Here is a 20,260-nt window from a genome sequence, read left to right as displayed (position 1 = left end):
CCTCCTAATGTTTAAAGTGTCTCATACCAGTAAATACCATACTGATGCCATATTTATTAGCCATATCAATTGAATCTTGGTCTTTAATAGAACCACCTGGTTGGATAATTGTCTTGATACCTGCTTTGGCAGCTGTTTCTACAGAATCTCCCATTGGGAAAAAGCCATCAGATGCTAAAGCTACATTTTCATTCATTTCAATTGCTCTATCAATTGCTATTTTTGCAGAACCAACTCTATTCATTTGACCAGCTCCTACACCAACAGTTTGATGGTCATTAGCAAGTACAATGGCATTACTTTTAACTGAACGTACAACTTTCCATGATAATTCTAATGCTTTCCATTGTGCTTCAGTAGGTTCAACGTCAGTTACAACTTTCATATCTTCTCTAGATATCATAGCATTATCTTTATCTTGTACTAAGTATCCACCAGACACTGAAACAAATTCTTGTTCATCTTTCGTTTCTGTCATGTCAACTTCTAACAATCTAATATTTTTCTTAGTCGTTAATACTTCTAAAGCTTCTTCTTCAAAGATTGGTGCAATCACGACTTCTAAGAATATTGCATGTAGTGATTCAGCTAATTTTTTAGTAACGGGTCTGTTTAAAGCAACGATGCCTCCAAATATAGATTGAGAATCTGCTTCATAAGCGTAATCGTATGCTTCTTCAATTGTTTCGCCCACACCTACACCACATGGATTCATATGTTTAACAGCTACGGCAGCTGGTTGTTCGAATTTTTTAATAAGAGATAAAGTTGCGTCCGCATCTTTAATATTATTAAAACTTAACGCTTTACCATGCAATTGTTTAGCACCCGCTAAAGTATTTGATTCGTTTGACGTTTTGACAAACGTTGCATTTTGTTGTGGATTCTCGCCATATCTCAATTGTTCTGATTCATTTGCGAAAAATTCAACAATCGTTTTATCATAGTCATTTGTATGTTTAAATACTTTAACCATTAAAGATTTACGATATGCTTCATCTAACTCATTATTTTCTATGCGATTAATAACCTCATTGTAATCAGTTGGGTCAACAATAGTCGTCACAAATTTATAGTTTTTGGCAGCAGCTCTTAACATAGTTGGTCCACCAATATCTATATTTTCGATTGCTTCATCTTCAGTAACATTTTCTTTTTTGATTGTTTCTTTAAATGGATATAAGTTTACGACAACTAAATCAATTAAATCGATATCTTGTTCTTTCAATGCTGATAAATGTTCAGGTATAGAACGATTGGCAAGGATCCCGCCGTGTACACCTGGATGTAATGTTTTTACTCTTCCATCCATTATTTCAGGGAAATTTGTTAAATCAGAGACAGAATACACTTCAATATTCGCCTCTTCTAATGCTTTTTTAGTACCGCCAGTCGAATATACTTTATAACCATTTTCTATAAGTTTGCTTGCAAATTCTACTATGTTGGTTTTGTCTGAAACACTTAATATTGCATTCTTCATTTTGTAAAGACTCCTTTATTGAATAATTTCTTTTATGACACGTGGATATAATTCATATTCTAAGTTTTGTATTCTTAATTGCAATGTTTCTCTTGTGTCATCTGGATGTACTGAGCAACTTAATTGATCAATAATCTCACCTGTATCCATGCCACTATCAACATAGTGTACTGTTGCACCTGTCACTCGAACACCATAATCAAGTGCTTGTCCAACTGCATCTTTACCTGGAAAGCTCGGTAAAATAGAAGGATGAATGTTTAACATTTTTCCTTCATATTGCTTCAGTAATGTTGGACCTACAATTTTCATATAACCTGCTAAAATAATCCAACTGACTCTATCTTGAGATAATTTTGTTAAAAGCGCTTCTTCGTAATCTTTTTTATTATCGTATGTTCTTGGATCGATAATATATACCGGCAAATTAAAACGTCTTGCTCTTTCAATACAAAAAGCATTTGGATTATCTGTATATAAAGCTGTCACTTCAATATGATCTAAATAACCTGCTTCAATATTTTCCATTATCTTTTCGAAGTTTGATCCGTTTCCTGATGCGAATACAGCAATTTTTGTCATGATTGAACCCCCGACAAATTGACATTTCCTGTTCCATTAGAAATTTTACCAATAACGAAAGCTTCTTCATTATGACCTTTTAGAATATTCAGCGTTTCCTCTTGATCTTCTTTATTAACAATCAGTACAAAACCAATACCCATATTAAAGACATTATACATTTCTGTTGCTTCAATCTTGCCTTGTTCTTTTAACCAATCAAAGATTTTAGGCACTTCATATGAACTCACATCTATATCAGCGTCTTTATCTTCAGGAATGGCTCTAGGGATATTCTCTATAAAGCCACCACCAGTTATATGTGACATACCTTTCACTTTCACTTTTTCTAATACTGAAAGGACCGGTTTAACGTATAATTTAGTTGGTTCAAGAAACGCTTCTAAATACGTTCTATTTTCATCAAATTGATCATTTAAATCAATTTCACTTTCTTTAATTAAATTTCTTACTAAACTGTATCCGTTAGAATGTATACCGCTTGATTTTATACCGATTAATATGTCACCGTCGTCAACGGTACTGCCATCGATATACGCGTCTTTTTCAACTGCACCTACACAAAATCCTGCAATATCATATTCACCTTGATGATACATTTCGCCCATTTCAGCAGTTTCTCCACCTATTAATGCACAGTTTGTCTCCTTACAACCAACAGACACACCAGAAACAATTGCTTCAATTGTTTCTGGGTCCACTTTGTTTGTCGCAATATAATCTAGGAAATACAAAGGCTCTGCACCTGTTGTTAAAATATCATTAACACACATTGCAACTGCATCAATACCTATTGTGTCATGCTTATTATAATCAATAGCGAGTTTTAATTTAGTTCCAACGCCATCAGTACCTGATACTAATACTGGTTTTTTCATATTTAATTGAGATAGATCAAAGGCTGCACCAAATCCACCTAATCCACCTAAAACTTCTTTTCTCATCGTACTTTGCACATGAGACTTCATTCTATTTACCGCTTCATAACCTGCTTCTATATCTACACCAGATGCTTTATATGCTTTCGACATTAAGATTACCCTCTTTATCAAAGTATTGTTTGTTATTTGCTAAATAAGCCTTTTGACGTGGACTTAAATTTTCATAATATCGTTCTTCATAATCATACAGTCCTGCAGGATAGTCACCCGTAAAGCTTTCAACACAAAGACCGTGATATGGTACCTCTTTATCTAAACCAATAGAATTAATTAATCCATCAACTGATAAATAAGATAAAGAATCTGCACCAATATAGTCTCTAATTTCTTCAGGTGATTTATTTGCAGATATTAATTCTGATGATGTTGATACATCGATACCATAAAAGCTAGGGAACATAAATTCAGGAGAAGCAATGCGAACATGAATTTCATTTGCTCCAGCGTCTTTCAACATTTTCACGATTCTTTTACTTGTTGTACCTCTCACAATTGAGTCATCTACGAGTACAATATTTTTTCCATGTACAATATCTTTTACAGCTGATAATTTGACGCGTACACCTTGTTCACGTAACTCTTGAGTAGGTTGTATAAATGTTCTAGCGACATATTGATTTTTAACAAGTCCCATCTCATACGGTAAATGGCTTTCTTCAGCAAATCCAGACGCTGCTGAAAGTGATGAATTCGGCACACCTATAACCATATCAGCATTAATAGCAGGGCTTTCTTGTGCTAATCTTTTTCCTGATTCTTTACGCACAGCATGTACATTTTTACCTGCAATTGTGGAATCTGGTCTAGCGAAATAAATATATTCCATAGCTGAAATTGCTGTTGTCGTATCTGTTGTATATGATTCTACTCTAATACCATCATCATTAATGACTATAAATTCTCCTGCATGAATATCTCTAATAAACTCTGCGCCAAGAACATCAATTGCACATGTTTCACTAGCGATTATATAAGCACCCGTTTTCATTCTTCCTACTGCTAACGGTCTAATTGCATTTGGATCTACAGCACCATATAGCGCATCTTTAGTTAATAAAGCGAATGTAAATCCGCCTTTTATTATATTCAAACTTTCTTTTAATGCTTCTTCAAAAGTTGATGCTTTACTTCTTCTAATAAGATGCATAATCACTTCTGTATCTGAAGAAGAATGGAAAATAGCACCGTCTTTTTCTAAATCTTTTCTCAAACTTTGTGCATTAACTAAATTTCCGTTATGACAAACACCTACACTCATATCATAAAAGTGATATAAAAAAGGTTGGATATTTTCAATACCTTGATTTCCAGATGTTGCATATCTTACGTGACCAATTGCATGTTGATTACCTTTAAATCCTTCTAATTGAACATCAGAAATTGCATCAGTCAACAATCCTAAACCTCTTTCACCTTTAAGCTCAAATCCATTTGAAGAAACTATACCTGCACCTTCTTGACCTCTATGTTGTAAACTATGAAGTCCCATATAAGTTAATTGTGCAGAATCTGGATGGTTCCATATGCCAAATACACCACATTCTTCATTTAAACTCTTGATTTCATGCATTGAGCGATTGCCCCTTTCAACTGTTCATCCAAATCAGATACATGGTATTTAATTTGTGATGATTCATTAGTTAATGTAAATTCACCGTCGTCAGTTATTTTACCTATCTCAACTGCACCATCTACTTCTACAGTTTGACCTTCTTTAGCAACTAAAATATATCTACCTTGTGTTTCACTGAATAATTGTGCATTTGAAAGTGGTACTGTAACATCTAATCCTAAATTAAAGTGTGATGATACTTTTGCAAGACTTATTGCAATACCGCCCTTACCTATTGCTTGGACGTGAGAAACAGTTTGAGCATGAATCGCTTCTTTAATTTGTTCGCCACGTTGAACTTCTGCGTTTAAGTCTATTGAACTTGGTTCATGGTTAACTTCTTTATATAATAATTTTTCGATTTGACTTCCACCGAAATCATTTTTTGTTTCTCCAACGATATAAATACGTTCGTTAACTTTTGGTTCAAAATCATTTAAATAACTTACATCTTCAATTAAGCCGACCATTCCTACTACAGGCGTTGGGAAGATTGAAGTTCCTTTAGTTTCATTGTATAAAGAAACATTTCCAGATACGACTGGTGTATTTAAAGCTTCACATGCTTCTGCCATGCCTCGTGTAGAATCAGTTAATTGTTGATATATTTCTTTCTTCTCAGGAGATCCATAATTTAAGCAATCTGTCATTGCTAAAGGTTTAGCACCTACAGATATTAGGTTTCTATATGCTTCAGCTACAACCATTTTTCCGCCTTCATATGGGTTGTTATAAACATATCTTGCTTCACCATCTATCGTTGAAGCAATTGCTTTTTTAGTACCTTCAACTCTAACGACACCGGCGCTAATACCTGGTTTAATAATTGTATTCGCACCAACTTGTTGATCATATTGGTCATATGCATAATGTTTTGAAGCAATTGTAGGATGATTAATCAGCTTAGCAAATACATCTTTAACATCGATATTGTCGTATTCATGCGCATCTTCATTATGCTCTTTCGCTTCACCTTCTAAAATATATACTGGTGCTTCGTCAGCTAATGGTTCAACTGGAATATCTGCATAAACTTCGTCTTCGTACGATAATACAAATCTATTTGTATCAGTTACTTCACCAATTACTGCAGAATCTAATTCGTGATGTTCAAATAAATCTAAGAATTTTTGTTCTGTTCCTTTTTCTACTACTAATAACATACGTTCTTGCGTTTCTGATAACATCATTTCATATGGAGAAATACCTTCTTCTCGTGTAGGGACTTTTTCTAAATGTAGATGTATACCACCTTCACCTTTAGCAGCCATTTCTGATGATGATGACGTTAAACCAGCAGCACCCATATCTTGAATTCCGACTAATTCTGGATATGTTATCGCTTCTAAAGTAGCTTCCATTAATTTTTTACCGACGAAAGGATCACCTATTTGTACAGATGGTCTCTTACTTTCAGATGCTTCACTTAATTCTTCTGAAGCAAAAGTAGCACCATGAATACCGTCTCTACCTGTTTTTAATCCAACATAAATAACTGGATTACCTATACCTTTAGCAGTACCTTTTTGAATTTTGTCATGATCAATAATGCCGACACACATTGCGTTTACAAGTGGATTACCATCATAACGGCCATCAAATTCAATTTCACCAGCAACTGTAGGGATACCAATACAGTTACCATAGCCACCAATACCTTTTACGACACCACTAAATAACCTACGATTAGTTTTATTTGTTAATTCACCAAATCTCAAACTATTTAATAATGAAATTGGTCTTGCACCAATTGAAACGATGTCACGAATAATGCCGCCGACACCAGTTGCAGCACCTTGGTAAGGTTCTATCGCTGAAGGGTGATTGTGAGATTCTACTTTGAATACAACCGCTTGGTTATCGCCGATATCGACAACACCAGCACCTTCACCTGGTCCCATCAATACATGTTCGCCAGAAGTAGGGAATTGCTTTAAAAATGGCTTAGAATGCTTATAAGAACAATGTTCACTCCACATTACTGAAAAAATACCAATCTCAGTAAAATTAGGTTTTCTGCCTAAAATACTGATTACTTTTTGATATTCTTTATCTGTTAAGCCCATATCTCTATATAAATATTCTTTTTCTATTTCTTCTATACTAGGTTCTAAAAACTTAGACATGTTGTTCCCTCCAACTTTCGATCATAGATTGAAATAATTTAACACCGCTATCTGAGCCAAGTAATGTTTCCATTGCACGTTCTGGATGTGGCATCATTCCACAAACATTACCTTCCTTATTTGTTATACCAGCTATATCTTTATATGAACCATTTGGATTGTCATTATAAGTTAAAATAATTTGATTGTTTTTTACAAGGTCATCATAAATGTCATCTGTACAATAATAATTTCCTTCACCATGTGCAACAGGATAAACGACTGTTTCATCTTTATCATATTGATGTGTAAATTTCGTTTTATTATTTACAATTGTTAATTGTTCATTTCTACTAACAAATAAATGACTATCATTATGCAATAAAGCACCTGGTAACAATCCAACTTCAGTTAAGATTTGGAATCCATTACAAACGCCCAATACTGGTTTTCCTTCACGAGCAAGTCTTTTTACTTCACTAATAATCGGCGCAACGCGAGCCATCGCGCCAGATCTTAAATAGTCACCAAAAGAGAACCCACCAGGTATTAAGACACCATCAAAACCTTCAAGTGAAGTTTCTCTATAATCTACATATGCCGCTTCAACACCAGAATGTTTAGCAGCATTAAACATATCACGATCGCAATTAGATCCCGGAAATACTAATACAGCTAATTTCATTACGCGTTCTCCTCGTCTTCTAAGATTTTGAAACTATATTCTTCAATTACAGTATTAGCAAATAACTTTTCACTTAACGTATTGACAACATTTTTGATTGTATTTTCATCTGTTTCATCAACTGTCATATATATAACTTTACCTACTCTAATATCATTTACTTGCTCGTATCCTAAATCATGTACTGCTCTGTTTAATGCTTGACCTTGAGTATCTAAAACCTGACCTTGTAATGTGATGTGCAATTCAATCTTCTTCATTTATAGTTCCTCCAATTTTTTGTAAAAAGTTTCATAAGTATCGATTAATGAGCCAGTATCTTCTCTGTATACATCTTTATCAAAGTTTTCTTGTGTCTCTTTATCCCAAATTCTGCAAGTATCTGGAGATATTTCATCAGCTAATAAAATTTGACCATCTTTCGTAATACCAAACTCGATTTTATAATCTACTAATATCAAGTTCATTTCATTCATTACTTCACTTAATACAGCATTAACTTTTAAAGCTTCATTTTTAATAGTAGATAGTTCATCAAGTGTAGCAATATTAAGTAATACCACGTGATCGTCTGTAATTAGAGGATCATTTAACTCATCTTTTTTATAAAATAATTCTAATAATGGTTCTTCAAATGTATGACCTTTTTCAAAGCCAAGCCTTTTACAAATAGATCCTGCAGCTACGTTACGAACAACGACTTCTAATGGAAAGATTTCTACAGCTTTAACAAGTTGTTCTGTTTCAGATATTTGTTCTATAAAGTGGCTCGGAACACCTTTTTGTTTCAATATTCCAAAAATTTTAGATGTAATTAAATTGTTTAATCTACCTTTTCCTAACATTTCATCTTTTTTAGCTCCGTTACCTGCTGTTACTTCATCTTTATATTCAATTCTTAAAATATCTTCTTGTTCTGTATTGAATACTCTTTTAGCTTTACCTTCATAAAGTAGTGACATGTTACTTGTTCCGCCCTTCAAAAATTTGATTAAATTGTTGTTCATCCTTATCTAAATCTGTTGATAGTTTAGTAATATGTCCCATCTTACGGTTAACTTTATTAATCTTTTTGCCGTATATATGAACATGCCAATCTGGATGCTTATAAAATTCATGCTTCAAGTTCGATACATCTTGACCTAATAAATTCATCATAATAGCTGGTTGTAATAAATGAATTTTTCCTGGCAAGTGCCACCCTGCTACAGCAAGTATGTGTGTATCAAATTGAGAATAATCACAAGCTTCTATAGAATAATGTCCAGAATTATGAGGTCTAGGTGCAATTTCATTTACAAATAGCTTATAATCATCAGTCACGAAAAATTCCACAGTAAAAGTACCAATGAAATGAACTTTAGACATGATTTTTTCAACTTCATTTATAGCTTGTTCTTCAAAATCTAAACGAGCTGGAACGATTGTTTTATATAATATTTGATCTCTATGTTCATTTTCTTGTAGTGGAAAATAAACTGTTTGATCATAAATGTCACGTGTAGCTGTTATGGATACTTCTTTATATAGAGGGAGATATTTTTCAACTACGCATGGTGTATCGGCAATAAGTTCTCTTGCTTCATCCAAGTCATCGTTAGACCGAATGACAAGTTGTCCTTTTCCGTCATAACCACCAAAACGTGTTTTTATAATAAATGGAAAGCCTATTGTTTCAATCGCTTCATCCAAGTCTTGAGATTGCTTCACTTCTAAAAACGGCACTATATTTACATGAGCGCTTTCTAGAGTTTGCTTTTCAGTTAATCTATCTTGTAATAAAGCAACTGTTTCACTTCCTTGAGGTATATTATATTTATTGGAAAGTGTTTCTAATTGTTGTGCATCTATATTTTCAAATTCATAAGTAACAACTTTTGAGATATTACCTAATTGATTAAGTGCCTTTTCATTAGAGTAATCAGCATTTATAAATTCATGTGCTACAAATTGTGCAGGACAATTTTCATCAGGATCTAGGATTGCGACTTTAAATCCCATTTTTTGTGCAGATTGTGCCATCATTTTGCCTAATTGACCGCCGCCCACAATACCTATCATGTCACCTGATTCAAGGTTATAATAAGTCATTTTGCATTTCCTCCACTTTATCGCGTAAACTTTTTTCATAATTCACTAATTGATTTCTTACATTTTCATCAGTCATACCAATCATTCTCGCTGCTAAAATACCAGCATTCTTAGATCCTGCTTTTCCTATAGCAGTAGTTGCGACAGGAATTCCACCTGGCATTTGTACTATAGATAGTAAAGAATCCATGCCTTTTAAACTTTTCGATTCAATTGGTACACCTATAACTGGAACTGTCGTTAGCGAAGCAACCATTCCTGGTAAGTGCGCTGCGCCTCCTGCTCCAGCGATAATAATATCGATGTTTTGACTAGTAGCATTTTTTGCAAAATCAACCATTTCTAATGGTGTTCTATGTGCAGATACAACCTTCTTATCATATTGAATTCCAAAATAATCAAGCATGTCACATGCTTCTTTCATGATAGGCCAATCTGATGAACTACCCATTATTACTGCCACTTTCATGTAAGTCACCCTTTCAAATAGTTGAAATATTTAACTTTTATTGTGTATATTACAGATATAGCATAACAATTGATAATGCTATTTTCAATGGAAAAACGAACATTTTATATCTTTTTTACAAAAATAATTGATTTATGTTCGTATTAAAGAGATAATTTACAGTGTAACCAACACTAAAGTTCGATTTATTATTTAGGAGGCAATTTTCATGGTAGCTAAGATATTAGACGGTAGAGAAATAGCGAAGGCTTACAGAGTTGGTCTTCAAAGTGAAGTAGAAAGATTAAAGACACACAACATCGTACCAAAACTATCTGTCATTCTTGTAGGTAATGACGGTGCGAGCCAAAGTTATGTTAATTCTAAAAAGAAAGCAGCTGAGAAGATCGGTATGATATCTGAAATCATACATATGGACGAATCATCTACAGAAGAAGAAGTTCTTAATGAATTAGAAAGATTAAACAACGATAATTCTGTGAGCGGTATTCTAGTGCAAGTACCACTTCCTAAACAAGTTTCTGAAGCTAAAGTATTAGAAACAATTAATCCAGATAAAGACGTAGACGGTTTTAACCCTATTAATATTGGTAGATTATATACTGGTGAACGTACGTTTATTCCATGTACACCATTAGGCATTATGGAAATACTCAAACATGCTGATATCGACTTAAAAGGTAAAAACGTGGCTGTAATCGGTAGAAGTCATATCGTCGGTCAACCTGTAAGTAAATTATTAACAGATCAAGATGCAACTGTAACGCTATTGCATTCTAAATCGACAAATACAGAAGAAGTTTTAAAACAAGCAGATGTAATAGTAAGTGCAGTAGGACGCGTACACCTCGTAACAAAAGATTTAGTAAAACCAGGTGCAGTCATTGTTGACGTTGGTAACACACCAGGCGAAGACGGTAAACTTAAAGGTGACGTAGATTTCGAAGCGGTTAAAGAAGTTGCCGGAGCAATCACACCAGTACCAGGCGGTGTCGGCCCACTCACAATCACAATGGTCTTGAACAACACACTATTAGCTGAAAAATGGAAAAATGGAATAGAATAAACATATAATAGTCTCTAGACTAAAATGAAAACAGAGCCAACACATGTTATCCAATGTTGGCTCTGTTTTTTTATGTTTTTTTATAAGTTGATTAATAAAAAAACCAATCCGCTAATTGAAATGAATTCAACGGATTGGTTTTTTGCGTGTATCGGAATTATACGTTTGTAATACTCATTTTTGGACCAAATGGTTCGAAGTGCACACCTGATTGATCAATGTTTAATTTGTCTAATTCTTCAAAAATTGTATCCATAAATGTTATACCACCACATAAATAAATTTCTACATCTTCATTTATCCATGCTTTTAGTTCGTCACTTGTTAAGTAACCGTCTCTTTCTCTTAAGTGGTAAGTAACTTCAACATTATTGTTCATTACATTTAATGCATCTATTTCTTTTTTGAATGGTACATCTGCTTCTGATTCGTTAACATGTACGAAATGAACATCTCTACCTTTATAACCTTCATCTTCTAACATAGCTAACATTGGTGTTACACCAGCTCCTGAAGATAATAGCAATAATTTTTTGTCTTCAGGTGATTCTACTTTGAAATCACCTGCTGGAGCTGAGATTTCTAAAGTATCTCCTACTGAGTAACTATCATGTAGGTCATGTGATACAAGTCCTTTTGTCTCGCCTGCACCTTCTCTTTTAACAGCAAATCTGATTTTTCCATCATTTTTAACTGAATAAATTGAATAGTGTCTTAACGCTAAGTTTTCATCATTTGTTGGTTTAATACGTACTGTAATATATTGACCAGCTACAAGTTCTGGTACTTTAATATTTTCTTCTGGTTCAACTTCGAATGATTTCATTGAAGTACCTTGGTCTTCAATATTAGTAATTTTAAATGATTTGAAATCGTCCCAAGCAGCTTGTTCATACATTGCTTTTTCCATTTGAATGAATACGCTCGCGATTTCACCATATGCTTCTTCCCAAGCATTCATAATATCGTCTGTAGCTGCGTCGCCTAATACTTCTTTAATCGCTTTTAATAAATACTCTCCAACTATTGGATAGTGTTCTTCTTTTACTTGTAACGCACGGTGTTTATGAGCAATTTGGTTAACATTAGGCACAATTGCTTCTAACTGATCGATATGTTTAGCTGCTGCTAATACAGTTTGTGCTAATGCTGTTTGTTGTTTCCCTTGTTTTTGGTTTGATTTATTAAAGATATTTAATAATTCTGGGTGTGCTTCAAATAATCTTTCATAAAATACTTTAGTAATTTCATTTCCGTATTGTTCTAATACTGGTACTGTTTGTTTAACGATTTCTTTAGTTTGTTCTGATAACATCAGAATCCCCCTCTTAAAGATATATTTTAAATACATGTTTAATTGTAAATAATTTCACAATGTATTTCAATATAATTTGTGTTTGTTTACAAAATTGTCAATATTTCATGATTTTCAATTTCAATCATTGTTTTTTAGACTTAGTTTTAAGTATAATTAATATATTATAAGGAGGATGAACTTTATGAAGCTCACCCAATATACGGATTATTCGTTGCGCGTACTTATGTACCTTGCTCAACAGAATAAACAATCTCAAATAGAAGAGATTGCGACATTTTATGGCATTTCCAAAAATCATTTAACTAAAGTCGTACATCAACTTGTAAAATTAGGCTACTTAAAATCTATTCGTGGAAGAAATGGTGGCATAATTCTTAATCAAACTCCTTCTGAAATAAATATCGGAAAGCTTGTCAGACAAACTGAAGATCACTTCGAATTAGTAGAATGTTTTAATATGGAGACAAACACATGCCCCATTGCATTAAACTGTGGATTAAAAGGTGCACTTAATCATGCTTTAAATGAATACTTACTTACTTTAGATAAATATTATTTGAGTGATATTATCCCTAAAAATACTCTAAAAGAAACACTTTATACACCTTAAATGTTTAAATCGGTCTTAAGGTCGATGTAAATGTGACAAGATTGCGATAATATTTAAATTAATAAGGAATTGATGCACGAGTCATGTTATTCTTTCCTTATAGCTTACAACAAAGGAGTACATAATTATGATGAACAAAATAATACAGTCATTAACAGTTCTTGGTGTGTCGGCATCGTTAGTTACACCTTCATTAACTGCTAGTGCTACTGGTAACAGTCTTCCACAAATTAAAGGTGTTGAAGGAGACGTTGTTGAAAAAGGCGCTGACTATGATTCATTAAAAGGCATTAAAGCTTATGATAAAGAAGATGGCGACTTAACTAACAAAATTAAAGTTAGTGGAGATGTTGATACTTCTAAATTAGGTAAATATAAAGTACAGTATAAAGTTACTGATTCTGATGGGGCATATAGAACTAAGTGGCACTATGTTTATGTAGTCAAAGAAGGTTCTTTAAACGGATCTAAAGATAAAACGACTCATGATAAAGATAAATCAAAAGCAGAAGTTGCTTCTAACAAAAAAACTTCAACTAAAAACTTAGACGATAACATGCCTCTTATTACAGTACCAACTAAACATTTAGTTTATCAAGGCGATCATTTTGACACAATGAAAGGTGTTAAAGCTTTAGATAAGAAAGATGGCGACATCACTGATAAAGTTACTGTTAAAGGTAATATTGATACTTCGAAAACTGGTTTGCAATATATCACGTATCACGTTAAAGATTCAGATGGTTATTACTACACTTATAAACGTGGCGTTTATGTAAACGATGCTGAATTAGCACCTAAACCAGAAATAACGGGTATAAAAGATATAACAGTGAAAAAAGGTAAAGATTTCGATCTATTAAAAGATGTAAAAGCTAAAGACAACTCAGGTAAAGATTTATCTTCAGACATTGTAACTAGTGGTGAAGTAAATACAGATAAACCTGGTAAGTATAAAGTAGGATATGCAGTATCAGATGCTGATGGCCATATTACTGCTCAAGGTAGAACAATAACAGTGAAATAACACAAAGAGGTTGGGACATAAATGTCCTAACCTCAAATAAAGAGAGCTAATCCATAATTTTCGGATTAGCTCTCTTTCCTTTATTTATAAAATCTACGATTTTGTGCGTGCATGCTTGCCTGGGGGTGTGGCTCGAGCCTGTAGTCTCTCACGCATACTATTCCCCCGCGCGTCAGCACTTTACAAAATCGTGACAAAATATCCATTCTTATTCAAAAAATAAAGCACTTTCGTATAATTTAATTAATCACAACAAAAACTAAATTAACGAGGTGCTCTATGTATAAAAATTATAACATGTCTCAATTAACTCTACCACTAGATATTGAAGTCTTAATTCCAGAAAATGATATTGCTCATTTTGTAAATCAAATCGTAGAAACGATACCTAATGAAGAATTCTACGAATTTACTCACGTTCGTGGTGCATCCTCATATCACCCTAAATTAATGTTAAAGATTATACTTTATTCATATACACAATCTGTTTTTTCCGGAAGAAGAATTGAAAGTCTTCTTAAAGACAGTGTTCGTATGATGTGGTTGTCACAGAATCAAACACCTTCTTATCGAACGATAAATCGTTTCAGAGTTAATCCTATAATTGATCGATTATTACAATCTCTATTTATAAATTTTAGAACACAACTCATAGAACAAAACCTTATTGATGAGGAAAGTATTTATATAGACGGTACTAAGATTGAAGCAAATGCCAATAAATACACTTTTGTTTGGAGAAAAAACACAGAAAGATTTAATAAAAAAGTAGTTGAACAATCGAGAGAAATCTATCGTGAAGCCATTGTAAATGAAGTAATACCTGAGTTAAAAGATGAGACCCAAGATATTACACTTGAAACACTTTACGAATTCAAAAACAGATTAGAAGAAAAAATCGAAGATTTAAACAATGATATTAGCAACTCTAAAGATGTAGCAGAACGAAAAATGATGCGTTCAGAAAGAACGGAAATAAAAAAGACTAAAAAATTGTTAAGTGAAAATATCAATAGGCAAATAAAGTATAAAAAACAATTGGATATATTAGGTGAAAGAAATAGCTATTCTAAAACAGATCATGATGCAACTTTTATGAGAATGAAAGATGACCACATGATGAACGGACAATTAAAACCAGGATACAATTTACAAATCGCAACAAATTCACAATTCGTTTTATCTTATGACATATTTCCTAATCCAACTGATACTAGAACACTTACACCATTTTTAAATAATATTAGAAATAACTATTTTAATCTACCAAACTATATTGTCGCAGATGCTGGCTACGGCAGTGAGGAAAATTATAAAACGATTCTAGTTGAATTTAACAGAACACCATTGATAACTTATACTATGTACTTAAAAGAACAAACCAAGAAATATAAAGAAAACATATATAACACACAAAATTGGAAGTATGATGAACTTAGAGATGAAATCATATGTCCAAGCAATCGCAGATTGCCATTCAAACGATACACTTATCGAATCGATAAGTATAAATATAAACGAGATTTCAAGTTATATGAAAGTGATAATTGTAATAACTGCGAACTATTTGATTTATGTAGAAAAAATGCATACCAGAGTACAAATAAAAAGATAATGAAAAACAATGTGTGGGAATACTTTAAACATATGACACAAAAGTTGCTTTCAAAACCTGAAACTGAAAAAATCTACAAACAAAGAAAGATTGATGTAGAGCCAGTTTTTGGATATTTGAAGGCTATTTTGGGTTTCACTCGAGTTTCTCTTAGAGGGAAAACAAAAGTGAAACGTGAATTAGGGATTGCCTTAATGGCAACAAACATAAGAAAAATGGTAGCTCTTAGAGCTACCAAAATTAAAAACTATAGTAAAAAGAGCGTAAATTCTTATTTTTTAAAGAATTTACGCTCTTTTAAGTTAATCTGGGATGTTAATGTCCCAGCCTCTTTTTATTTATGAGCAAAATTATAGTATCAATTTACAAATTTTTTCACCTTTCAATTTTCTTAATATGCTGAAAAATCAATGTTTTTACTAATATTTTGCTTATTTTATTATCTTTTTAAATGTACACAAAAATTTAACATTTAGATAAAAAGCCGTCATATCAAAGTTATTCTCATACATTTTCAAATTATAACGCTTACATCCCTTTTACTAGCCTTGTAAATATGTTCAAATCCTTTAAAATTGAGGTCTAGCCATATATATAGGTATATAGAAAATTGGGAGGTAAAAAACGTGGCAAAGTTAAAATCAATACTTCTCATGTCAACATTAGGTATTTTACTTAGTGGTTGTTCAAATTTAGAAGTATTAAACCCCAAAGGCCCTATGGCAGAAGATCAACATTTCTTAATTATCTTTTCAATTATCATGATGGTCTTTATTGTTATAGTGGTCTCAATTTTGTTTTTAATATTTATTGTAAAATATAGAAAAACAAAAAATGAAACATCAGGTACTATGCATCACAACGTCATCTTAGAAGCAGTATGGTTTACAATTCCTGTTATCATACTTGTGATTTTAGCTGTACCAACGATTAAATCTCTGTATTCTTATGAGGAACCACCTAAATCTGATGAAGATCCAGTAGTTATTTATGCAACAAGTGCTGGTTATAAATGGTTCTTTAGTTATCCAGATGAAAAAGTTGAAACAGTAAATCATGTAACAATTCCAGAAGGTCGTCCAGTTTTATTCAAACTACAATCTATGGATATGATGACAAGTTTCTGGATTCCACAATTAGGTGGTCAGAAATATGCTATGACAAGCATGACAATGGATTGGACATTACAAGCCAATGAAACTGGTACTTTTAAAGGAAGAAATTCAAACTTTAATGGTGAAGGTTTCTCTAGACAGACATTTAACGTAAACTCAGTAAGCTCTAAAGATTACGATAAATGGGTTTCAAAATCACAGAAACGTAAAACAATAGATCAAGACACATTTGATCACCAACTTTTACCTACAACTAAGAATCAGGAACTTACTTATAGTGGTACACATTTAGCATATGTTGATCCAGCCGCGGATCCGGAATATATCTTCCATGCATTTAAACGTTACCGTTATGAGCCGAAAGATCCAAACTTCTATGACGAAAGTGAAGGCGTAACAGATAAACCAGTATTACCAGCTCGTAAAGTAACTGTTACTAATCCAAACTACGAACGTCATGGAATGAAACCTACGATTCTTAAAAATAATGAAAAATATGACAGTGACTTCAAAAAAGAAGAAGAACATCATATGGATGAAATGGAAAAAATCCAAGAAGACGCTAAATCTGAAGATGAAAAACAAGATAAGCAGTCTTCTAACAATAACCATGGAGGTGACAAGTAATGAATTTTCCATGGAATGAATTAATCATACAAAATGACTGGATGATCACAATAGCGCAAGTTATGCTTGTATTAACAGGTATAGCTGTTGTTGGTGGATTGACTTATTACAAAAAATGGAAATGGTTGTATACTGAATGGTTAACATCAGTAGACCATAAAAAAATCGGTGTAATGTACATTATATCTGCGATCATTATGTTTTTCCGTGGTGGTATGGATGCACTTCTTATCCGTCTACAATTAATGGCACCAGATAGTAAATTACTCGAATCTCAGCACTATAATGAAATCTTTACAACACATGGTGTTATTATGATTATCTTCATGGCTATGCCGTTCTTAATTGGTTTAATGAACGTCGTTGTACCATTACAATTAGGTGCTCGAGATGTTGCATTCCCTATGTTAAATAACTTGAGTTTCTGGTTATTTGCTGCAGGTATGGGTCTATTCAATATTTCATTCGTACTTGGTGGCGCTCCAGCTGCTGGTTGGACAAACTATGCTCCACTAGCAACTGATTTCAGTCCAGGTACAGGTATTAATTATTATTTAGTTGCTATTCAAATTTCAGGTATTGGTACATTAATGACTGGTATTAACTTCTTTGTTACTATCTTAAAATTGCGTACTAAATCTATGAAATTTATGCAAATCCCAATGTTCTCTATGACAACATTAATAACATCATTATTAATCATATTAGCCTTCCCTATTTTAACTGTCGCACTTGCTTTAATGACTTTCGACCGTTTAATGGGCACAAGCTTCTTTGAAATAGCTAATGGTGGTATGCCAATGCTATGGGCTAACTTCTTCTGGGTTTGGGGTCACCCTGAAGTATATATACTTGTATTGCCAGCATTCGGTATTTATTCAGAAATTATCCCAACATTTGCAAGAAAACGTTTATTCGGACATCAAAGTATGGTCTGGGCAACTAGTGGTATTGCGTTCCTAAGTTTCTTAGTATGGGTTCACCATTTCTTCACTATGGGTAATGGTGCATTAGTAAACTCATTCTTCTCAATCTCAACTATGTTGATCGCAATACCAACCGGTGTTAAAATATTCAACTGGCTATTCACCTTGTATAAAGGCCGAATTACATTTGAATCACCAATGCTATTCTCATTAGCATTCATCCCTAACTTTACTTTAGGTGGTGTTACAGGTGTCATGCTTGCCATGGCAGCTGCAGACTATCAGTACCACAATACTTATTTCTTAGTGGCACATTTCCACTATGTTATTATTGCTGGTGTTGTATTCGCATGTTTCGCAGGTTTAATTTTCTGGTATCCAAAAATGTTTGGTTACAAATTGAATGAAAAAATTAATCAATGGTTATTCTGGACATTTACTTTAGGATTTAACCTTTGTTTCTTACCACAATTCTTATTAGGCTTAGATGGTATGCCTCGTCGTTTATACAAATACACTCAAGCAGATGGATGGTTCACATTAAACTTCATCTCAACGATGGGTGCATTCTTGATGGGTATAGGATTCTTAGCTTTAGTATGGAACGTCGTATATAGCTTTGGTAAAGCTAAACGCGAAGCAACTGGTGACAACTGGAATGGCTTAGGTAGAACATTAGAATGGGCTACTGCTTCAGCTATGCCACCTCACTACAACTTTGCGATTACACCAAAATGGTATGACACTGAAACATTTGTAGAAATGAAAGAAAATGGTAAACACTATCTTGATGATCAAGATTATAAAGATATACACATGCCTAACAATACACATGTTGGTTTCTGGATGGCAGTCTGCTTCCTATTTGGTGGATTCTTCCTCATATTCGAAACTTATATTCCAGCAATCATCTTTGGTGCAGGTATATTTGCATGTATGATATGGAGAAGTTTTGAAAAAGACTATGGTTACCATATTCATGCTGAAGAATTAGAAGAAAATGAAGCAAAACTACGTGAATTACGCAAACAAGAATTGCAGGAAAAGGAGGACAATAAAGATGAGTAATGAACAACATAATACAATTGATACTGTTAATGAAACAGGGCAATTAAATAAACTCGGATTTTGGGTCTTTCTTACTGCGGAAGTTGCGTTATTCGGTACATTATTTGCTACATTCTTAGTATTACAAAAAAGTGGTTCATATGGTGGATTCACTACACCTGAACTATTTGAATTACCATTAGTTATGATTATGACATTCTTATTATTAGTAAGTAGTTACACTTGTGGTATCGCAGTTTATTACATGCGTAAACAAAATGTCAAAATGATGATGGTATGGATGATTATCACAATATTATTAGGTGCAGGATTCGTTGGATTTGAAGTTTACGAGTTCACACATTACGTTCATGAAGGTGTTACACCACAACTAGGATCATTCTGGTCTTCATTCTTTATCCTATTAGGAACACATGGTCTCCATGTAACTGTAGGTATATTCTGGATATCAGGCGTTTTAATTCAAATTGCTACTCGTGGATTAAATGAACATAACGCACCAAAAGTATTTATCGGAAGTTTGTATTGGCATTTCCTTGATGTTGTATGGATCTTTATCTTTACACTAGTTTATCTTGTAGGGATGGTGAGTGGATCATGAATAAAACAGTCGTTTCGCATACAGTCGGTTTAATTTTCTCAATTGTACTTACGTTGTTAGCTGTTTATGTCATGTTATACACTGGCATGTCATTACAAGTAAGAACATCAATCATTATAGGTTTTGCATTTATACAAGCAATCGTTCAATTATTAATGTTTATGCATTTAACAGAAGGACCAGATGGACGCGCAACAGCCTTCAAAGTACTCTTCGCAGTCATTATTACTTTATTAGTAGTAATCGGTACTTATTGGGTTATGGTTGGCGGACACAGCGCCCATATGTAATATCTATATATTAAGAGCTTGGGATATCA

General features: G+C 33.3%; 19 protein-coding genes and 1 pseudogene. 9 read left to right on the top strand and 11 right to left on the bottom strand.

Annotated features, from left to right (window positions below; translation table 11 throughout):
• Positions 1–4 precede the first annotated feature (4 nt).
• From purH to purE, 10 genes are read right to left on the bottom strand one after another with little or no spacing between them, the layout of a single operon-like run.
• Positions 5–1,483: a bifunctional phosphoribosylaminoimidazolecarboxamide formyltransferase/IMP cyclohydrolase gene (gene purH, locus LQ598_RS11305; protein WP_239745523.1), complete on the bottom strand. Its 1,479-nt coding sequence runs from the start codon at positions 1,481–1,483 to the stop codon at positions 5–7.
• Between the two features lie 15 nt (positions 1,484–1,498).
• Positions 1,499–2,065, bottom strand: coding sequence for a phosphoribosylglycinamide formyltransferase (gene purN / locus LQ598_RS11300; protein ID WP_016912091.1), 567 nt, complete (start codon positions 2,063–2,065; stop codon positions 1,499–1,501).
• On the bottom strand, positions 2,062–3,096 hold the full coding sequence (purM, locus tag LQ598_RS11295) for a phosphoribosylformylglycinamidine cyclo-ligase (RefSeq protein ID WP_107536840.1): 1,035 nt from the start codon (positions 3,094–3,096) through the stop codon (positions 2,062–2,064). The genes purN and purM overlap by 4 nt, the downstream gene beginning before the upstream one ends.
• The gene (gene purF, locus LQ598_RS11290) at positions 3,080–4,576 is read right to left on the bottom strand and encodes an amidophosphoribosyltransferase (protein ID WP_016912089.1); all 1,497 of its coding nucleotides are present in this window, start codon (positions 4,574–4,576) and stop codon (positions 3,080–3,082) included. Before purF ends, purM begins: the two co-directional genes overlap by 17 nt.
• Complete coding sequence (gene purL / locus LQ598_RS11285; RefSeq protein ID WP_016912088.1) at positions 4,555–6,744, bottom strand: phosphoribosylformylglycinamidine synthase subunit PurL; 2,190 nt, start codon at positions 6,742–6,744, stop codon at positions 4,555–4,557. Before purL ends, purF begins: the two co-directional genes overlap by 22 nt.
• A complete protein-coding gene (gene purQ / locus LQ598_RS11280) occupies positions 6,737–7,408 on the bottom strand; it encodes a phosphoribosylformylglycinamidine synthase subunit PurQ (protein WP_016912087.1) in 672 nt (223 codons plus the stop codon). The genes purL and purQ overlap by 8 nt, the downstream gene beginning before the upstream one ends.
• Positions 7,408–7,668 (bottom strand): phosphoribosylformylglycinamidine synthase subunit PurS, encoded by a 261-nt coding sequence (gene purS, locus LQ598_RS11275; RefSeq protein ID WP_016912086.1) that lies wholly within the window; start codon positions 7,666–7,668, stop codon positions 7,408–7,410. Before purS ends, purQ begins: the two co-directional genes overlap by 1 nt.
• Positions 7,669–8,370, bottom strand: coding sequence for a phosphoribosylaminoimidazolesuccinocarboxamide synthase (purC, locus tag LQ598_RS11270; RefSeq protein WP_107558998.1), 702 nt, complete (start codon positions 8,368–8,370; stop codon positions 7,669–7,671). It lies immediately after the preceding gene.
• 1 nt (position 8,371) lies between these two features.
• The gene (gene purK, locus LQ598_RS11265) at positions 8,372–9,499 is read right to left on the bottom strand and encodes a 5-(carboxyamino)imidazole ribonucleotide synthase (protein WP_239745522.1); all 1,128 of its coding nucleotides are present in this window, start codon (positions 9,497–9,499) and stop codon (positions 8,372–8,374) included.
• Positions 9,486–9,968 carry a 5-(carboxyamino)imidazole ribonucleotide mutase gene (purE, locus tag LQ598_RS11260; protein ID WP_026023237.1) on the bottom strand — a complete coding sequence of 161 codons (483 nt, stop codon included), beginning with the start codon at positions 9,966–9,968 and terminating at the stop codon, positions 9,486–9,488. The genes purK and purE overlap by 14 nt, the downstream gene beginning before the upstream one ends.
• 208 nt (positions 9,969–10,176) lie before the next feature.
• Between purE and folD the strand changes: the two genes are divergently transcribed.
• A complete protein-coding gene (gene folD / locus LQ598_RS11255; RefSeq protein ID WP_239745521.1) occupies positions 10,177–11,034 on the top strand; it encodes a bifunctional methylenetetrahydrofolate dehydrogenase/methenyltetrahydrofolate cyclohydrolase FolD in 858 nt (285 codons plus the stop codon).
• Positions 11,035–11,191: 157 nt separating this feature from the next.
• On the opposite strand, the gene LQ598_RS11250 is transcribed toward folD, so the two are convergent.
• Positions 11,192–12,349, bottom strand: a complete 1,158-nt coding sequence (locus LQ598_RS11250) for a globin domain-containing protein (RefSeq protein WP_239745520.1) — start codon at positions 12,347–12,349, stop codon at positions 11,192–11,194.
• Between the two features lie 184 nt (positions 12,350–12,533).
• Between LQ598_RS11250 and LQ598_RS11245 the strand changes: the two genes are divergently transcribed.
• The 8 genes and pseudogenes from LQ598_RS11245 (at position 12,534) to qoxD (ending at position 20,231) form a co-directional block, all read left to right on the top strand.
• Entirely contained in the window at positions 12,534–12,962 is a 429-nt protein-coding gene (locus LQ598_RS11245) for an RrF2 family transcriptional regulator (protein WP_107556817.1), read from the top strand.
• A 130-nt stretch (positions 12,963–13,092) separates the two neighbouring features.
• Positions 13,093–13,404, top strand: a pseudogene (locus LQ598_RS11240) (immunoglobulin-like domain-containing protein); the annotation flags it as partial.
• A 114-nt stretch (positions 13,405–13,518) separates the two neighbouring features.
• Positions 13,519–13,989, top strand: coding sequence for an immunoglobulin-like domain-containing protein (locus LQ598_RS11235; RefSeq protein WP_226908915.1), 471 nt, complete (start codon positions 13,519–13,521; stop codon positions 13,987–13,989).
• 279 nt (positions 13,990–14,268) lie between these two features.
• A complete protein-coding gene (locus tag LQ598_RS11230) occupies positions 14,269–15,948 on the top strand; it encodes an IS1182 family transposase (protein ID WP_239745519.1) in 1,680 nt (559 codons plus the stop codon).
• Positions 15,949–16,230: 282 nt separating this feature from the next.
• Complete coding sequence (qoxA, locus tag LQ598_RS11225) at positions 16,231–17,346, top strand: cytochrome aa3 quinol oxidase subunit II (protein ID WP_107558993.1); 1,116 nt, start codon at positions 16,231–16,233, stop codon at positions 17,344–17,346.
• Complete coding sequence (gene qoxB, locus LQ598_RS11220) at positions 17,346–19,340, top strand: cytochrome aa3 quinol oxidase subunit I (RefSeq protein WP_016911264.1); 1,995 nt, start codon at positions 17,346–17,348, stop codon at positions 19,338–19,340. Before qoxA ends, qoxB begins: the two co-directional genes overlap by 1 nt.
• Positions 19,333–19,941, top strand: coding sequence for a cytochrome aa3 quinol oxidase subunit III (gene qoxC, locus LQ598_RS11215; RefSeq protein WP_016911265.1), 609 nt, complete (start codon positions 19,333–19,335; stop codon positions 19,939–19,941). The genes qoxB and qoxC overlap by 8 nt, the downstream gene beginning before the upstream one ends.
• Positions 19,938–20,231 carry a cytochrome aa3 quinol oxidase subunit IV gene (gene qoxD / locus LQ598_RS11210; RefSeq protein ID WP_016911266.1) on the top strand — a complete coding sequence of 98 codons (294 nt, stop codon included), beginning with the start codon at positions 19,938–19,940 and terminating at the stop codon, positions 20,229–20,231. Before qoxC ends, qoxD begins: the two co-directional genes overlap by 4 nt.
• Positions 20,232–20,260 lie beyond the last annotated feature (29 nt).

The sequence above is a fragment of the Mammaliicoccus sp. F-M27 genome (assembly GCF_022387115.1).
In the GTDB taxonomy this organism is placed as follows: Bacteria; Bacillota; Bacilli; order Staphylococcales; family Staphylococcaceae; genus Mammaliicoccus; species Mammaliicoccus vitulinus.
The sequence above is the reverse complement of the archived record's forward strand: the minus strand, read 5'-3'. Positions and strand labels throughout refer to the sequence as shown.

What these genes read in the sequence shown, in the direction of transcription:
- purH (WP_239745523.1), bottom strand. Translation starts at nt 1,483, where the DNA reads ATGAAGAATGCAATATTAAGTGTTTCAGACAAAACCAACATAGTAGAA.
- purN (WP_016912091.1), bottom strand. Translation starts at nt 2,065, where the DNA reads ATGACAAAAATTGCTGTATTCGCATCAGGAAACGGATCAAACTTCGAA.
- purM (WP_107536840.1), bottom strand. Translation starts at nt 3,096, where the DNA reads ATGTCGAAAGCATATAAAGCATCTGGTGTAGATATAGAAGCAGGTTAT.
- purF (WP_016912089.1), bottom strand. Translation starts at nt 4,576, where the DNA reads ATGCATGAAATCAAGAGTTTAAATGAAGAATGTGGTGTATTTGGCATA.
- purL (WP_016912088.1), bottom strand. Translation starts at nt 6,744, where the DNA reads ATGTCTAAGTTTTTAGAACCTAGTATAGAAGAAATAGAAAAAGAATAT.
- purQ (WP_016912087.1), bottom strand. Translation starts at nt 7,408, where the DNA reads ATGAAATTAGCTGTATTAGTATTTCCGGGATCTAATTGCGATCGTGAT.
- purS (WP_016912086.1), bottom strand. Translation starts at nt 7,668, where the DNA reads ATGAAGAAGATTGAATTGCACATCACATTACAAGGTCAGGTTTTAGAT.
- purC (WP_107558998.1), bottom strand. Translation starts at nt 8,370, where the DNA reads ATGTCACTACTTTATGAAGGTAAAGCTAAAAGAGTATTCAATACAGAA.
- purK (WP_239745522.1), bottom strand. Translation starts at nt 9,499, where the DNA reads ATGACTTATTATAACCTTGAATCAGGTGACATGATAGGTATTGTGGGC.
- purE (WP_026023237.1), bottom strand. Translation starts at nt 9,968, where the DNA reads ATGAAAGTGGCAGTAATAATGGGTAGTTCATCAGATTGGCCTATCATG.
- folD (WP_239745521.1), top strand. Translation starts at nt 10,177, where the DNA reads ATGGTAGCTAAGATATTAGACGGTAGAGAAATAGCGAAGGCTTACAGA.
- LQ598_RS11250 (WP_239745520.1), bottom strand. Translation starts at nt 12,349, where the DNA reads ATGTTATCAGAACAAACTAAAGAAATCGTTAAACAAACAGTACCAGTA.
- LQ598_RS11245 (WP_107556817.1), top strand. Translation starts at nt 12,534, where the DNA reads ATGAAGCTCACCCAATATACGGATTATTCGTTGCGCGTACTTATGTAC.
- LQ598_RS11235 (WP_226908915.1), top strand. Translation starts at nt 13,519, where the DNA reads ATGCCTCTTATTACAGTACCAACTAAACATTTAGTTTATCAAGGCGAT.
- LQ598_RS11230 (WP_239745519.1), top strand. Translation starts at nt 14,269, where the DNA reads ATGTATAAAAATTATAACATGTCTCAATTAACTCTACCACTAGATATT.
- qoxB (WP_016911264.1), top strand. Translation starts at nt 17,346, where the DNA reads ATGAATTTTCCATGGAATGAATTAATCATACAAAATGACTGGATGATC.
- qoxC (WP_016911265.1), top strand. Translation starts at nt 19,333, where the DNA reads ATGAGTAATGAACAACATAATACAATTGATACTGTTAATGAAACAGGG.
- qoxD (WP_016911266.1), top strand. Translation starts at nt 19,938, where the DNA reads ATGAATAAAACAGTCGTTTCGCATACAGTCGGTTTAATTTTCTCAATT.